The 17517-nt window shown below is 30.9% G+C and carries 14 protein-coding genes; 11 read left to right on the top strand and 3 right to left on the bottom strand.

Translation table 11 applies throughout. The features are described from left to right. The first annotated feature begins 21 nt into the window (after window positions 1-21). Genes DFQ09_RS06130 through DFQ09_RS06105 form a run of 6 tightly spaced genes read left to right on the top strand, consistent with a single transcriptional unit; the run spans window position 22 to window position 6895 of the window. Window positions 22-978 carry an ATP-grasp fold amidoligase family protein gene (locus tag DFQ09_RS06130; RefSeq protein WP_115808767.1) on the top strand — a complete coding sequence of 319 codons (957 nt, stop codon included), beginning with the start codon at window positions 22-24 and terminating at the stop codon, window positions 976-978. Next, window positions 975-2057, top strand: a complete 1083-nt coding sequence (locus tag DFQ09_RS06125) for a glycosyltransferase (protein WP_115808766.1) — start codon at window positions 975-977, stop codon at window positions 2055-2057. The genes DFQ09_RS06130 and DFQ09_RS06125 overlap by 4 nt, the downstream gene beginning before the upstream one ends. 2 nt (window positions 2058-2059) lie before the next feature. Then, complete coding sequence (locus tag DFQ09_RS06120) at window positions 2060-3208, top strand: glycosyltransferase (RefSeq protein WP_245940313.1); 1149 nt, start codon at window positions 2060-2062, stop codon at window positions 3206-3208. An 11-nt stretch (window positions 3209-3219) separates the two neighbouring features. Further along, window positions 3220-5124 carry an asparagine synthase (glutamine-hydrolyzing) gene (gene asnB / locus DFQ09_RS06115; RefSeq protein ID WP_115808765.1) on the top strand — a complete coding sequence of 635 codons (1905 nt, stop codon included), beginning with the start codon at window positions 3220-3222 and terminating at the stop codon, window positions 5122-5124. A gap of 6 nt (window positions 5125-5130) precedes the next feature. After that, entirely contained in the window at window positions 5131-6267 is a 1137-nt protein-coding gene (locus DFQ09_RS06110; RefSeq protein WP_115808764.1) for a glycosyltransferase family 4 protein, read from the top strand. A 7-nt stretch (window positions 6268-6274) separates the two neighbouring features. Then, window positions 6275-6895 carry a sugar transferase gene (locus DFQ09_RS06105; RefSeq protein ID WP_115808763.1) on the top strand — a complete coding sequence of 207 codons (621 nt, stop codon included), beginning with the start codon at window positions 6275-6277 and terminating at the stop codon, window positions 6893-6895. Between the two features lie 9 nt (window positions 6896-6904). Here DFQ09_RS06105 and DFQ09_RS06100 read toward each other — a convergent pair whose 3' ends face one another. Together DFQ09_RS06100 and DFQ09_RS06095 are read right to left on the bottom strand one after the other, a co-directional pair. Then, entirely contained in the window at window positions 6905-7561 is a 657-nt protein-coding gene (locus tag DFQ09_RS06100; protein ID WP_115808762.1) for an HAD family hydrolase, read from the bottom strand. Then, entirely contained in the window at window positions 7545-8516 is a 972-nt protein-coding gene (locus DFQ09_RS06095; protein WP_115808761.1) for an ATP-grasp domain-containing protein, read from the bottom strand. The genes DFQ09_RS06100 and DFQ09_RS06095 overlap by 17 nt, the downstream gene beginning before the upstream one ends. 396 nt (window positions 8517-8912) lie before the next feature. On the opposite strand from DFQ09_RS06095, the gene DFQ09_RS06090 reads away from it, so the two are divergent. Genes DFQ09_RS06090 through DFQ09_RS06070 form a run of 5 tightly spaced genes read left to right on the top strand, consistent with a single transcriptional unit; the run spans window position 8913 to window position 16315 of the window. Continuing rightward, window positions 8913-10040, top strand: a complete 1128-nt coding sequence (locus tag DFQ09_RS06090; RefSeq protein ID WP_115808760.1) for a DegT/DnrJ/EryC1/StrS family aminotransferase — start codon at window positions 8913-8915, stop codon at window positions 10038-10040. After that, window positions 10034-11929: a polysaccharide biosynthesis protein gene (locus DFQ09_RS06085; protein ID WP_115808759.1), complete on the top strand. Its 1896-nt coding sequence runs from the start codon at window positions 10034-10036 to the stop codon at window positions 11927-11929. The genes DFQ09_RS06090 and DFQ09_RS06085 overlap by 7 nt, the downstream gene beginning before the upstream one ends. A 36-nt stretch (window positions 11930-11965) precedes the next feature. Next, window positions 11966-12742 carry a polysaccharide biosynthesis/export family protein gene (locus tag DFQ09_RS06080; protein WP_115808758.1) on the top strand — a complete coding sequence of 259 codons (777 nt, stop codon included), beginning with the start codon at window positions 11966-11968 and terminating at the stop codon, window positions 12740-12742. A gap of 25 nt (window positions 12743-12767) precedes the next feature. Then, on the top strand, window positions 12768-15137 hold the full coding sequence (locus tag DFQ09_RS06075) for a GumC family protein (protein WP_115808757.1): 2370 nt from the start codon (window positions 12768-12770) through the stop codon (window positions 15135-15137). A gap of 26 nt (window positions 15138-15163) precedes the next feature. Then, window positions 15164-16315, top strand: coding sequence for a polysaccharide deacetylase family protein (locus tag DFQ09_RS06070; RefSeq protein ID WP_115808756.1), 1152 nt, complete (start codon window positions 15164-15166; stop codon window positions 16313-16315). Here DFQ09_RS06070 and DFQ09_RS06065 read toward each other — a convergent pair whose 3' ends face one another. Continuing rightward, window positions 16316-17488, bottom strand: a complete 1173-nt coding sequence (locus DFQ09_RS06065) for a proline dehydrogenase family protein (protein ID WP_115808755.1) — start codon at window positions 17486-17488, stop codon at window positions 16316-16318. Window positions 17489-17517 lie beyond the last annotated feature (29 nt).

Genomic DNA, 17517 nt, shown 5'->3' with positions numbered 1-17517 from the left:
AAAAACTCAAAACAAATCTAGATGTACCAAAATAACAACAATTCAATATTTATCACCATAAGACAACTAGTGTCTAATGGTTATAGAAAATCGAACATTGGTTATACTATTTTACGGCCGTTTTATAAATTATATGAATTGGTACTTAGATTAATTCCGGATAAAATAATTATCAAAAATAGTTTTAAAAAACACATGGGGTATAATTTAGATCTTGAAAACCCGCAAACTTTAAATGAAAAAATGAATTGGTTAAAACTTTATAATCGGAAAGATCTCCAAACGCTTGTAGCCGATAAATATAAAGTTAGAACCTACGTAGAAGAAAAAATTGGAAGTGAATTTTTAATTCCTCTACTCTACCATACCAAAAACTCAAAAGATCTTATTCCTGAAAATTTACCTGAATCAGATTTTATAATTAAAACAAATCACGATAGTTCTGGTGGTTTAATTGTTAGAGATAAAACTCAATTAGATTGGAATTCGGTACGTAAACGATTTAAGCACTTATTAAAGGAAAATCATTATTACTCAACGAGAGAATGGCAATATAAAAATATAGAACCTAGGATTGTCGTAGAAAAATTATTAACCAATGAGGATGGCAGTATACCTATAGACTATAAACTTCATTGTTTTAATGGGGAATTATCTTTTATAATGATTGACTTTGATCGTCACGGAGATTTAAGAACCAGAAATTTATATGACCGAAATTGGAACCTTATACCGTGTAATTGGGGAAGGCCGTACGGAAAAGAATTAAAAAAACCTGAAAATTTAGATGAAATGATTAGGGTTGCAGAAATATTAGCTAAAGACTTTACCTACGTAAGAGTAGACTTTTACTTAGTTAAAGGGAAAATATTTTTTGGCGAAATTACATTTCATCACGCCTCTGGTTTTCAGGCATTCATTCAAAAAGACTATGATTACAAGTTCGGTAAACAACTAAAAATTAAAACCTTAGAATGAAATCAAAAATAACAACATATTTTATTTTACCTACTCTTTTCGCAGGAGGAGCAGAACGTGTAATTTCATTTGTATCTCAAAATTTAAATAAAGATAAATTTAACGTTAAACTAATCATTATCGGTTTTGAAAAAGATAGCAAATTTGACATTTCTGGTATACCGGTTATATACTTAAATAAAGATAGAGTTCTTAACGCTGTTATTCCAATTATCAGATTATTAAAAAAAGAAAAACCTGACATCGTAATTAGCTCAATATCACACTTAAACTCAATGATGGGTTTGGTGTCTTTATTTTTTAGAAATATCAAATTTATAGGGCGTCATGCTACGATTAATAAAGTGGCTAAAAATTATAGAACACCGAAAAAGCGCTCATTTCTAAGTTTATTTGATAAAGTTTATACTTATGGCACTAAAAGCCTTGATCGTATTATCTGTCAGTCTTCCGATATGAAAAATGATTTTCTAGAAAGCTACAATTATAATCCAAACCATATTCAGATTATTCATAATCCAATAACCAAGGTTGATCTTTTAAAAACGAAAAGTGAAACAAATAATATTCGAAAATTTATAACAGTAGGAAGACTAAGTAAAATAAAAGGACAACTTCGTTTACTCGATATTTTAGCACAATTAACCTTTCCTTTTCAATATACTATTATAGGAGAAGGAACTTATAAGTCTAAAGTATTTACTAAAATAGATGAACTTGGGCTTAAAGATAGTTTTGCTTATATTCCATATACAGACGACGTTTTTCTACATCTAATAAACCACGATATGTTTTTACAAGGTTCATACTCTGAGGGATTTCCAAACGCACTATTAGAAAGCTGTTCGGTAGGCGTGCCTGTTATTGCTTTTAACTCACCTGGAGGAACAAAAGAAATTGTTAGTAATGGAATAAATGGTTATTTAGTAAACAATGAAGATGAATTTTTAGAAAAACTCTATGAGGATAAAGACTGGGATCCAAAATCAATTCGAGAGTTTGTTTATGAAAAATTTAATAAAGAAAAAATAATTAAGCAATATGAAACATTATTTTTCGATATTTTAACACAAAATTAGTCGTGAATAATTCAAAACAAAATATAAGCATCCTCAGTATTACATTAGGAAGTGGCGGTGCAGAAAAAGTAATTAGCTTACTACTTAAAAAACTAGTTATAGATTACAATGTAACTCTCGTCTTATTTTATAATACGATTCATTTTCCTATACCCGAAGGGGTGAATCTCGTTATACTTTCAAAAAAGAGTGCAGATCGATCATTTTTATCAAAAACAATAGATAGTCTAAGATTTATTATAAAATATTACCGTTTTGTAAAAAAGGGGCATATCAATATTTCCATATCATTTTTAGCTTTTCCAAACCTAATAAATGGAATTATATCAAGTCTAAACAAATCAGTAAAAACGATTATTAGCGAACGTGGCTTCCCTTCCGATAATGTAACAAGTAAGTTATCATTATATATTTCTAAAATATTCTATCCTATTTTTTATAATAGATGTGATAAATTATTTTCTAATTCGCTACACATCAATAAAGATTTAAAAGATAACTTTGGTGTTAAAATTCCAATAGAAGTTATTTATAATCCAATCGAAATACCACATTTAGTTATAGATTCTAAAAAACTAAATACTTCTATAGACACGCTAAAAGTAATTACAGCAGGAAGTTTAATAAAAAGGAAGAACCAAATAATGACCATCCATGCAATAATGGTGTCTCAATTAAAATATGAATTTTCTATTTTAGGAGCTGGTGATTTACAAGGCCATTTACAAAGTGAGATTGACAAACATCAGTTAGGTGATAGTATATTACTTAAAGGAAAAGTAAAAAATGTAAATGAGCATTTACTAAACAGCGAATGTTTTGTACTTTCCTCATTCACAGAAGGCTTTCCTAATGCGTTGATAGAAGCTATGGCCATTGGTTTACCAAGCATATCAACAAACTGTTTATCTGGGCCATTAGAATTATTAAATAAAAATAAAGAAGTGACCATTAATGATGGTGAATTTTATATTGCCAAATATGGCCTTCTTGTCAATAATGATGATCATATTGGATTAAGCAAAGCACTAGATTTTTTTCACAATAATCCAGAAGAAAGAGAAAAGTTTAGTAAATTAAGTTTAGAACGCTCCAAAGATTATCAATTAGAAAGTATTTATAAAAAGTTTGACCACTTTATACAGAATTAATAAGAAACAAAATGTGTGGAATTAACGGTATTGTAGCCAAAACTAATAGAAAGAAAGACGACATAACAGCTGTTCTTAATACAATGAATAATTTAATTATTCATAGAGGACCAGATGAAGACGGCTTATTTTCTGAAGAAAATGAGGAATTTACTGTTGGTATGGCAATGCGTAGGTTATCCATTATAGATTTATCTTCGGGTAAACAACCTATTTTTTCAGATGATAAACAAATCGTCATTGTATTTAATGGTGAAATCTATAATTATAAAGTCTTAAAATCTAAATTAGAATCTGAAGGAGTAACGTTTAAAACGTCTAGTGATACAGAGGTTATCTTAAAAGCCTATGAAAAACATGGAGTTGAATCTTTTCAATGGTTAGATGGTATGTTTGGGTTTAGTATTTATGATAAAAACATCAATAAGCTATTTATCGCACGTGATTTCTTTGGCGAAAAACCACTCTATTATACCCATACTGATAACGAATTCATTTGGGCATCAGAATTAAAGTCTATTATAAATACGATTGATTTCACTCCTAATATTTCGAAAAAAGGATTGAACCTCTATTTCAGATTAACCTACATTCCTGCGCCACACACCATATACGAAAACATTTTTAAGCTTGAAGCTAATCATTATATTGAATACGATTTATCATCACATCATACTACAATTCATAAAATAAACACTGAACCAAAACCAAAACCAACAAATATTTCTTTCGAAGATGCAAAAGCAAAAACCAAAGATCTAGTTTATAAAAGTGTAGATAGTAGATCTATTGCAGATGTTGGTTTAGGTACATTTTTATCTGGTGGTGTAGATTCTTCTATCATTTCATTATGTCTAGCACAAACCACCGACAAAAAAATAGATACATTCTCTATTGGATTCAAAAAAGCATCCTACGACGAAACAGATAAGTCTAGAGTGGTTGCTAAACAATTAAATAGTAATCACCATGAGTTTATAATTGATGAAAACGATCTTAAAAATAACATCCACGAAATTTTAATTAATTTCGATGAGCCCTTCTCAGATACCGCTGCACTCCCCACTCACCTATTGTCCGAAAAAACGAGAGAACACGTCACAGTTGCTTTAACAGGAGATGGTGGAGATGAAGTATTTGGAGGATACAATAAGTACTACATTGGTAAAATGAACAAAAAATACACTAGTGTTGTACCAAAAGGGCTTCATAAATCTATTGCTGCTTTAAGCAATAAGTACCTTATAAATAAAGATGACACTCGTGGTCGAAAATTTCAGATTAATAAACTCTTAAATGCTATTGATTATGATGGTGCTTTTTATTGGGATATCATTTCACTTGCCAATACGAGCAATCAATTAGCCGAAATAATGTCACCAGATTATTTTGATGCCAATATTTTTCAAGAGTATAAAACCGTTTTAGGAAAACAAAAGATTGAAAGTTTAACCGATTTTAGACTTGTAGATAAAATTTTGAGTCTAGAAGGAGGCATGTTAGCAAAAGTAGACAGAACCAGTATGCTGACGTCTTTAGAATGCAGAGCCCCTTTCCTAAACAGGGAGTTATGGGAATTTGCAAATACCCTACCTGAAAGCTATTTAATGAAAGGGTGGAACAAAAAGTATATCTTAAAAGAAGCATTTAGAGATCAGTTTCCTGTTGAATTTTTAGAAAAAGGTAAAAGTGGATTTGGATCACCTACTGGCGACTGGTTAAGACAAAGCCTTAGAAAAGAATTAGAATCCTATATAGAACCAGACATGCTTAAATCGCAAGGTATTTTTAATGTAGACGTTATAACGAAATTAGTTAAAGATCATTTAGAAAGTAAAAAAGATAGTACTTTTAGGGTATGGTCTTATTACTGTTTTCAGAAATGGTATACGTTTAATTTTCTAAAACAAAACTAATTAGAGATGGATAAAAAAAGAATATTGCTGATTGCATCTCTATCGGGCTCTTTAATAAATTTTAGAGGCGACTTTATTAAGAGTTTAATAAAAAATGGATTTCAAGTTTTTGCTGCTGCACCAGAGCATCCTGAAGATATACGTGCTAAACTAGAAGCGCTAGGTGCGACTCCATTAGAATTTAGTTTAAATAGAACTGGCCTCAACCCTATTAAAGATCTGCAATCCATAAGTGAATTAAAAGGACTAATTAGAAATAATGATATAGATCTCGTATTCCCTTACACTGTTAAACCCGTTATTTATGGCTCAATTGCGGCTAATCAATGTAAAGTACCTGTAATCTCATTAATTACTGGCTTGGGTTATGCATTTACAGGCTTATCAACTAAAGCGAGGTTGTTACAACGATTTAATGAAATCCTATATAAATTATCTATTCGAAAAAATAAAGTCATCGTTTTTCAAAATAAAGATGATTACCAATTGTTCTTAGATAGAAAAATCATTCTAAAAAATCAAAAAGTAGATTTTGTTAGTGGCTCTGGAGTTAACCTAAACCAATTTAGCTTTAAAGAAAAAAACCCATCAGAACATGCTAGTTTCCTTTTAGTTGCAAGATTGATTAAAGAAAAAGGCATTGATTTATACCTAGAAGCTGCCAAGATATTGAAAGTTAAATATCCTAAGGCTGAATTTCATTTAATTGGCTCTCCCGAAACCTCTCCTTCTGCAATTAGTATAGACGAATTAAATAATCTACACAAAGAGGGAATTATAGTGTTTCATGGTGAACAAAGTAATATTGACCAACATCTACATAAAAGAGATGTATTTGTTTTACCCAGTTACTATAGAGAGGGCTTACCAAGAACAACTCTTGAAGCCTGTGCATGCGGTAATCCAATTATTACGACAGATTCCGTAGGTTGCAGAGAATCTGTAAAGGAAGGCGTTAATGGCTTTTTAATAGAACCTCAAAATTTACAAGCATTAGTTGAAGCCATGGAGTATTTTATAATCCATCCGGATAAAATCAAAGAAATGGGAATTAATAGTAGAAAATATGCCGAAGAACGATTTGATGTTGATATTATAAATAATGATTTAATTCAATTAATAAAGGGCATTCTTAAAGCTTAAGTAAAACATGAAACTATACAGAACATTCATAAAACGTATTTTTGACTTTTTAGCTGCATTTACAGGACTTCTTATCATAGCTCCTTTGTTTTTATTTATTGTTTTCAGTCTATTAATACTTAATAACGGCAAACCTTTTTTCTACCAAGAACGGACTGGCAAAAAAGGCAAGATATTTACTATTATTAAGTTTAAAACCATGACAGATAAAACAGATAGCAATGGCAATTTATTACCTGCAATGGAACGTGTTACAAAGATTGGTGCTATATGCAGAAAATTATCTTTAGACGAGCTACCGCAATTAATCAACATACTTAAAGGAGACATGAGCTTAATTGGTCCACGCCCATTATTACCGATATACTTAGATCGCTACAATAAAAGACAAAATAGACGACACGACGTTTTACCAGGGATCACAGGCTGGGCTCAAGTAAATGGAAGAAACACAATTAGCTGGGAGCAAAAATTTGAATATGATGTTTATTACGTAGAGCAACAATCATTTAAATTAGATTTTAGAATTATTCTAAAAACTATAGACAAAGTAATAAATAGAAAAGACATCAACAATTCTGAGAATCTTGATATGCCCGAATTTATGGGTACGCAATCAGAAATTTAGATAAAAAAATTAGCTTATATTAAAATCGCTGAAATCAATCACAAAGGCTTTTGGTCGATGTTTAGCTTCCATATACATGTGTGATTCAGAATGTATATTCTTGCCATTATCTATTAATGCAACACTTTTCCATCCTAAAGCATTTGGTGCTAAAAAATCTTTTTTCAAATTGTCTGCTATATAATAATATTCTGCCCCTGTTAAAGCATTTTCGATAGCTTCAAAATTGGCTGAACTTGGCTTTTCAGATCCTATTTCTTCAGATATAATAATCTTATCTAAATAATTTAAAATACCTAAACTCTCTAACTTTGCTCTTTGCGTTTTAGATCTACCATCAGTGATGATTCCTATTTTACCGTTTTTTGATTTGATGGCATCAAATACTTCTAAAACACCTTCAAATAATTGAATATCTGGTTGGTGATTTCTGTACATCTCTACAAGATGTCCTATTTCTATTTTATAGGTATTAGCAACAAATTCAAAAACATTAAACTTACATCTATATAATGAGAACATCTTTGAATACAAAGCTTTCCAATCCTTTGGCTCTACAAATATTGCAATAGACTTATAAGCAGACCTCAAGTAATCTAATTCATTATACAAGGTGTCGTCTAAATCAAAGACGACCACGGTAGTTTCGTTAATCTTTATATCCATGTACTAAAACTTCATCATCATAACGAATCATTAATAAATCACTTTCCCAAACATCAAATTTTTCTTCTATTGATTTATCATATAAATATTCCTCAATAAGCCATTTAGTAAAATTAGCACCAGATAAATATGATAAAGGATAACCTCCACCAAAACGAGGATTAATTTCTATGGCATAAATTTTTTCATTATCATATTTATGCAAAAAAAACTGAGCCGTAAGACACCCAACGGCCCCCTCTATTTTATTTAAGTTTTTCTTTATATAAGGAATCAAAACATTACTGACTGTCAATGCCTTATAAACCTCTCCATCTCTAACCTCTATCCGCTTTCTTGGCACCACACATTTTAAGGTATGATCTTTACTAAAATATAAATCACATGTAAATTCATCAAAATCATCATGATCTATATACTCTAAAAACATCAACTTTTCATTATTAAAATGATAGTCTGTTAGCTCTTCTTTTGTTCTAATTAAATACGTATCCACGCTCCTACTTCCATCTAGGGGCTTAATAAAAAGTGGTAAACTGTAATTGTCTTTTTCGTATTCTTTAGCCACACTCACATTCTGTGATTCAAAAAATTGATGTATTACACGTTTGTTTCTACACTTAGAAACAAAATCAACCGACGAAATCACAACTTCTATACCTTCTTGCTTAAATTTTTCTTTAGTCTTTGCCAACTCAAGTAATTCAGTATCTATGGTAGGAATAATTAAAGAAATATTATGTGTTTTACACAAATTCATTAAAACCGAAATATAATCAGGCGCATCTAATCTTGGGACTTTAAAAAAGTCATCAGCAATTTGGCAAGCCGCAGACAAAACAGGGTCAGCATCGGTTGCAAAAACCTTACTGTCTTTATTTATTTTCTTTAATTCTTTTTGAAAGGATCTTATAAGCGAAACTCTTCGTCCTGCTGAAGTAATTAAGATATTCATTTTATCAATTTAGATTACATTTTTCAACGATATTATAATGCTGATAAAGATAACATAGTTAATACTATACTTGTTTAAAAAATATTAAGATATAAAAAATCTAAATTTATATCAATTTATAAATCTAATTATTTTTTAAACAAGCAACTCAAATGTAAGGTTTTTGTCATAATTATCTGATTAAGATTATTCAAAAAATTATCATACATCAAATGGATTATAATATTCACTACTTTTACCAAAATAAAAAACGTAATTATCTGCTTTTAATCGTTTTAATTAGGGTTAACCCGATATAAAAACGCATATTTACCTATTAAATTAGATCGTGTCCCAAATCCCTCTAATGACATGAAATTGAATAGTAATAGCATAATTACTTAACAATTTTTACATATGAAACCTAAAATATGGCTTTCATCACCACATATGAGTGGTAATGAACTATCTTACATCAATGAAGCTTTCGAAACCAATTGGGTCGCACCATTAGGTCCAAACGTCAATGGTTTTGAAAGTGATTTAGAATCTTACCTTAAAGATAATCGACATGTTGCGGCGTTAGCATCTGGGACATCTGCTTTACATTTAAGTCTAATTATGTTAGGCGTTGGCAATGGGGATGAAGTCATTTGCCAAAGCAAAACATTTTCGGCTTCTGCTAATCCCATCGTTTACCAGGGAGCTTCTCCGGTTTTTGTAGATAGCGAAAGAGACACGTGGAATATGTGTCCTGCGCAACTAGAAATCGCGATTAAAGACAGAATATCTAAAGGAGTAAAACCTAAAGCTATTATTGCTGTACATTTATATGGTATGCCTTATAAGGTTGATCAGATTAATGAAGTTGCTTTAAAATATAGCATACCTGTTGTTGAAGACAGTGCAGAATCCTTAGGAAGTTTGTATAAAGGTAAAAATTGTGGTACGCTGGGAGATTTTTCAATATTATCGTTTAATGGAAACAAAATTATAACGACTTCAGGAGGAGGTGCTTTAGTCACTAAAAGCAAGAAACTTAAGCAACAAGCTGTATTTTTAGCAACCCAAGCTAGAGATGATGCGCCACATTATTTACACTCGCAAATTGGATATAATTATAGAATGTCTAATATCGTTGCTGGTATTGGTCGTGGGCAGATGACAATATTAGATAGTCATGTTGCCAAACGCCGTTCTAACCATCAATTTTATTTTGATGCTTTTAAAAAGAATAACAAGATTACTTTTTTACAAGAACCAGAAGGCTATTTTTCTAACCGTTGGTTATCTTGCATTCTCTTAGATTCTAAAGAGACTCGAGAAGGTTTAAGGCTGGCATTAGAGAAAGAAAATATTGAGTCTAGACCGCTGTGGAAGCCAATGCACCAACAACCAGTTTTCGAAAAGTACCCTAGCTACCTTAATGGTGTTTCTGATGAGTTATTTGAGAAAGGTTTATGTCTGCCTAGCGGATCAAATCTTACTGATAATGAATTAGGAAGAATAGTTTCAGCGATAAATTCGTATTTTGTAACATGTTAATTAAACTTCTGAATAAAATATCGGAAAAATATGCCTCAAAATGGCTCGTACTATTATTCGACGTAATAATAGTAATAGCTTCATTTTTCTTGGCCTATTTAATACGATATAATTTTCAGATAGATTTTGATTTCATAAACCTACTAAATCAAGTTCCATATGTAGCAGTTATTGCCGCTATTAGCTTTGTTGCCGTTGGATCCTATAAGGGGGTTGTTAGATTCACAGGATTTAAAGACATTGTAAATATTATTATTGGAGCAAATATCTTAGCTACTATTCTAATATTTTTTACGTTTTTAAGTAGAAAAATGCTAGGTGACAACAGTATTTTTAATTTACCTGGATCTATTATTTATATTAACTTATTATTAAATATCTTATTGCTCATTGGAGCTAAGCTATTTATCAAATCTATTTATAACCATATAACTCAAGATTTTCAATCAGTCTCTAATGTTTTAATTTTTGGAGCAGGAAATTCAGGAATGTTAACCTACGATGCGATTCAAAATGACACCAAAAGTGGATTAGAAGTTGTCGGTTTCATTGATGATGATGAACGTAAAATTGGAAAAAAAATAAACTTATTAAAAGTTTATAGTATTGAATCTATTACAGAAGATTTCATTAAAAACAATGATGTCGAAGACGTTATAATTTCAATTCAAAACATAGACCCTACCCGACTGCTTCAAATTACGGGGAGTTTATTTTCTTTAGGCCTTAAAGTTAAAATTGTACCGCCTGTTCAAAGTTGGATAGATGGAGACTTAAGTGTTGGTCAAATAAAAGAAGTTAAAATTGAAGATTTATTAGGTAGAGACCCAATTAATATAAAAAACCCTGACTTAGAAGACCAATACGACGATAAAGTTATTTTAATAACTGGTGCTGCAGGCTCTATTGGAAGTGAGATTTGTAGAAAGGTAAGTTTATATAACTACAAAAAATTAATATTAGTCGATAATGCAGAGTCTGCGCTCTATGATATACAACAAGAATTTAGACAACAAGGCTTAGAAAATATTGAAGCTATTGTTGCTGATGTTCGTAACAGAACGAGAATAGATCAAATATTCAATCTTTATAAACCTAAAATAATTTTCCATGCAGCAGCTTACAAACATGTGCCGTTAATGGAAAACAACCCATTTGAAGCTGTTAGTGTTAATATTGGAGGTACTAAAAATGTTGCAGATATAGCAGTAAAACATAGTGTAGATAAATTTGTACTGATATCGACGGACAAGGCTGTTAACCCAACAAATGTAATGGGTGCAACAAAGCGTATTGCTGAGCTCTACGTCAGTTGCCTAAAAGGAAAAGGGCATACAAAATTTATAACAACAAGGTTTGGTAACGTTTTAGGTTCTAATGGTTCTGTTATCCCTTTATTTAAAAAGCAAATAGATAAGGGCGGACCTTTAACAGTAACTCACAAAGATATTACGCGATATTTTATGACCATCCCTGAAGCCTGTCAATTAGTTCTAGAAGCTGCAGCTATGGGTAATGGTGGTGAAATTTTTGTATTTGATATGGGGGAGCCAATAAAGATTTTTAGTCTAGCGACAAACATGATTATTTTATCTGGACTAAGATATCCTGAAGATATCGATATTAAAATAACAGGCTTAAGACCTGGTGAAAAGATTTATGAAGAGCTTCTTGCAGATGGGGAGAATACTAAAAAAACGTATCATGATAAAATTATGATTGCAAAATCTAGATATGTGGATATTAGTAATATCGAAAAACAAATTAATAATCTCACAGCAATAAATTCTTTAACACAGCCCTTAGAAATTGTATCTTTGATAAAGCATTTAATACCAGAATACATCTCTAACAACTCAACATATGAAGTGTTAGATATAAAAAAATAAATTAAATTTTTCAATAAAACTATAACAACGTTAAACATGAAAACACGTTTTCTTATCATCTCAATATTAGCAATCTTTTTGGCAACATCATGTGGCTCTCGAAAAGATTTTATTTATTTTCAAGATGAACCTCTTTTAGAAGGACAGCTTTCATCAGAACCAACTGAATTGATTTATAAGCCGGACGATATATTAACTATTAATGTAACTGCATTGGACCCAGCTACCGTTAGTCCCTTTAATTTACCAGTAGTTTCACACAACGCCTCAAACTTATTAAGTGCACAGGGAGGTTTAACCCAACAAACCTATTTAATTGATTATAATGGTAATATTGAGTTTCCTGTTTTTGGAACGTTAAAAATTGAAGGATTAACACGGTCAGAATTAACTACTATGCTAGTTGAACGTATTAGCAAAATGGCAAAGGATCCCATTGTGAATGTTAGATTGGCTAATTTTACAATAACTATAATTGGTGAAGTCAATCGCCCTGGAACTTTTACAATGCAAGACGAAAGAGTAACTCTCTTAGAAGCTTTAGGTTACGCTAGTGATTTAACCATCTTTGGAAAGCGTAAAAATGTAAAATTAATAAGAGAAATCGATGGGAAAAAGAAGTTTGCCAATATTGATTTAACTTCAATTAATTCAGTTAACTCACCGCTTTATTACTTACAACAGAATGACGTCATATATGTTGAACCTAATAATGCTAAAATACGCTCTTCAACCTATAATCAAAACAATGGTGTATTAATCTCTGCTATTGGCACGCTAACGACAGTAATTGCTGTCTTCTTGATTAAATAATGTTGTAATCATAATATAGTTTTACATGGAATCTAAAAACGTTATATCTACAAAAGAAATAAAGAAAGTATTGGATTTATATCTTTCTAGATGGAAATTAATTTCATTTTTTGTCATTATTGCACTGGCTTTAGCATATAGTTACTTGCGCTATTCAACCAATCAATATGAGGCTTCGGCAACAATACGAATTAAAGACGATAAGGAATCTCAAAAATTACCTAGTTTATCAGAACTAAGTGGAGGTAGTCTTTTATCTGGCAAATCAACTGCTATAGCAGATGAGGTTGCTGTAATGACCTCTAGAACACTGCTTTCTAACATTGTCAAGAATTTAAACCTTAATATTACATATTATAAACAAGGTAAAATAAAAGAGCAAGAGATATATGAAAATCCTCCTATAAAATTAAATTTTTTCGCTCACGATTCTATTATACATAAAATAGATACTACGCTTTTTATTAAGATAAAATCCCCATCAGAATTTTTAATGTTTAAAGATGATGGAAAATCGCTAATGAATCGTGATGATGCTCTAGGAAAACACTTTTCTTTTGGTGACCGGATAAAAACAGGATTTGGCGATATCGTAATTGTACCTAATAGTGGAAAATACAGTCCAACAACTGGAAGTAATTTGAGAGTATCAATAAAACGCATATCCTCAATAATAGGACAGTATAAATCCAATCTAATAATATCTACGGGAGCTGAATCTAGCATCGTAAAACTAGGCCTTCAAGACAACATTCCAAAAAGAGCAATAGATGTCTTAAACCAAATAATAAAAGAATACAATAACGATGTTATTATTGATAAAGAAGAGGTTGTTAAAGTAACTTCAGACTTTATTAATAATCGATTAGAATTAGTATTTAAAGAATTAGAAGAAGTTGACTTTTCTGCAGAACAACTTCAAAAACGAAATAACTTAACAGCCCTAGGCTCACAGGCAGATATATACTTGCAAAGTGAAAGACAAAATGAATCTCAAATAAACAGCACTACAAATAATATTCAATTAATTGACTATATGCAAGAAGAATTAAAAGAAAAGAGCAGTAGTTCTGATCTTTTACCTTCTAATATCGGATTATCAGATGGTGGCATAAACCAAGTTACCAAAACTCATAATGAATTAGTCGCCGAACGTGATAAATTATTGAAAAATTCTACTGAAAGCAACCCTGTGGTAATTAATTTGAACAATCAAATTAATACGTTAAAAGAACAATTAGGTAGTTCATTAGAAAACATGAGAAAGTCTAGTGAAATAACACTCAATAATCTTAATAGAGAAGATGCTAGAATTAGAGGGCAATTATATTCTGCACCAACAAAGCAAAGACAACTAAGAGATATTGAGCGTCAACAGAGTATTAAAGAATCACTTTATTTATATTTATTAGAAAAAAGAGAAGAATCAGCAATAAGACTGGGTATGTTTACTCCTAATGCTAAGGTAATAGATAATGCATATTCATCATACACACCTGTGTCACCTAATAAAATGTTTACCTATTTAGCTGCTTTTATTTTAGGTCTCGTATTTCCAATAGCCTTTATTTACCTAAAGGATCTACTAGACACAAAGATTTATGACAAAGATGACCTATTAGAAGTACTTAGTATTCCATACATAGGTGATGTACCATTAACAAGTAAAAAAACAAAGCTAATCTCTAAAGTTGATTATTCGCCGAAAGCTGAAGCTTTTAGAATTATTAGGTCAAACATAGATTTTTTATTAAAAAAGAATAGTTCTAAATCTAAAAAAATATTTATTACATCCACAAGAGCACAAGAAGGTAAATCACACACAAGTACTAACCTAGCAACATCAATTTCATTTTCTGAAAGAACAGTATTACTAATAGAAATGGATATTAGAGTTCCAAAGATTATGCAATATCTTAAAGAGAAACCGTCTACTGAAATTGGTTTATCAGACTACATTGCTGATAAATCAATAAAACTAAATGCAATTATAAATAAATTAAAGAATAACGAATATTTAGATGTTATTTCTTCTGGAACAATTCCTCCTAACCCATCAGAATTACTGATGAGCGACAGAGTAAAGGATTTATTTGAATATTTTGAAGATAAGTACGATTATATTATTGTAGATACTTCTGCAGTAGGCTTGGTAAGTGACACATTACTTGTATCAAAGTTTGCGGATATGTTTATATATGTTGTAAGCGCAAATAACGTTGACAAAAGACAATTAGCCGCAGTGGCAAAACCGCTTTACAATGATAAGCGTCTACCAAATATGAATATACTTCTAAACGGAACTGATTTTGGCAAAAAAGGATATGGCTATGGTTATGGATACGGTAACAATCCTCATAAAAAGAAAAAATGGTACTATTTTTCAAAGAAGTAATTTTTAATTTCAAATATTAAATTCCTATGTCCGTATTAATGTTCCACAGTATCGGTTGTGAAAATGAAAATTGGTATCGGAATTGGCTTTCAGTTTCTTTAGATCATTTTGAAAATTTTTGTAAGTTTTTAGTTAAAGAAAATTACGAAACAGTTTTTCTAGAAGAATGGTATAATAACACCCCTAACTCTAATGACAACTCATCTAAACAAGTTGTTCTAACATTTGATGATGGTTATTTAGATAATTGGGTTTACGCTTATCCTATTTTAAAAAAATATAATTTAAAAGGAACCATATTTATAAATCCTGAGTTTATTGATGGCTCAAATAAGGTTCGAAACAACTTAAATGATGTATGGGACAAAAAGATAAAGAAGAACCAATTATCCCCACTTGGATTTCTTAATTGGGCAGAAATAAAAAAGTTGGATAAATCTGGCGTAATAGATATACAATCCCACAGCATGAGCCATAATTTTTATTTCAAGTCTAATAAAATTAAAGATATATATACAGGTCAACCGCATTACGACTGGATGCCTTGGATCAATAGACCTGACAGAAAACCATATTATAACATTGAGGATCAAGAAAAATATGTTCCAAAAGGGAGTCCTATTTTTGAATTTGATAGAGCCTTAGGATTACGTCGTTACTTTCCCGATGACGAATTAATAAAGTATGCCTCTGAAATTTATTCTGATATTAAGGATAAAAAAGATAAAACTATTTTTATAAATAAATTAAATAAAAAGCTTAGCGCATATTCTGGCACCTACGAATCGGATGAAGACATGGATAAAAGATATCGTTATGAGTTGTTTGAAAGCAAAAATATTTTAGAAGAAAAACTAAACAAAAAAGTTGAATATTTATGTTGGCCAGGTGGTGGTTACAATGAATTGAGTGTAGAACTTTCTATTGCAGCTGGCTATAAAGCTTCTACATTTTCCACTAAAAATAAGGACCTTATTAAAACAGATTATGGAGATTATAAAAATATCAAACGTCATGCAATGACTTCGTTTATTTCGACGTCGACAAAAAATCATTATATAAAAAGCACTAATTTTCTAATTAATTTATTTAAATATCACCAAGGAAAGTCTTTAAATAAAAATCTGTATCGTGCTAATAAATTAGGATTGATGATTTTAGATAAAATAATCAAATAACTACAACTTCCGCCTCCGCTTCTCCGTCTTTAACAAAGTTAACTCACGACTAGTCTGCCCAGAAACAGATGTATTCTCCTCTGCCCTTCTAATTAAATAAGGCATCACATCCTTAACAGGGCCAAAAGGAATATATTTAGCGACATTATAACCTTGAGCCGCCAAATTAAAGCTAATATGATCACTCATACCATATAATTGTCCAAACCAAACGTTATTATCCTGCTTGGCGATCTTATGTGTTTCCATAAGATCCATAGCTAAAAAACAACTGGCTTCATTATGTGTACCAATAAAGACAGAAATATCTTTTAAATTATTGAGAATATAATTCAATGCATCGTTGAAATTATCATCTGTTGCTTTTTTGTTTTCACAAATTGGAGAGTCATATCCTTTTTCTAATGCACGATCGCGTTCCTTTTCCATATAAGCACCACGAACAATCTTCATGCCTATTTTAAACCCATTCTCTTTAGCACGTTGGTGTAAATCTTTTAAATAATCTAATCGATCCCAACGATACAATTGTAACGTATTATATACTATAGTGACATCTTTATTATAACGACGCATCATCTCCTCTACCAAATCATCAGCTGCATCTTGCATCCAACTTTCTTCACCATCAATTAAAACTTCAACGTCTTTTTCTTTAGCGAGTTTACAAACAGTATCAAAACGGTTTACTATTCTACCCCATTCAGCGTCTTCCTCAGTTGTTAATGCTACTCCTTCTGTCTTCTTTTGATACAACAAAAAGCGTCCAAAACCAGAAGGCTTAAATACCACAATCGGCATCGCTTCTCTGTCATCACAAAAACGAATGATTTTTAATATTTTCTCTAAAGCATTATCAAATTGATTTTCCTCGGCTTTACCTTCCACAGAATAATCCAAAACAGAGCTAACTCCTTCTGTATATAATTTATCTATTACAGGCAAACAATCCTCTTCATTAACACCTCCACAAAAATGATCAAACACTGTCGCCCGTATTAATTTTTCTACTGGTAGATGTGCTTTCAATGCAAAATTTGTCACTATAGTACCAATCCGAACCAAAGGTTCAGATGATATCATCTTAAATAAAAAATAGGCACGATCTAATTCTGAATCAGATTTTAAAGTAAATGCTGTGCCTGTGTCCTCAAAGAGTGAACGATTTATCATTAGCTAAAAGAATATAAATGCAAATATAT

The organism is Winogradskyella pacifica (assembly GCF_003386275.1).
In the GTDB taxonomy this organism is placed as follows: Bacteria; Bacteroidota; Bacteroidia; order Flavobacteriales; family Flavobacteriaceae; genus Winogradskyella; species Winogradskyella pacifica.
The sequence above is the reverse complement of the archived record's forward strand: the minus strand, read 5'-3'. Positions and strand labels throughout refer to the sequence as shown.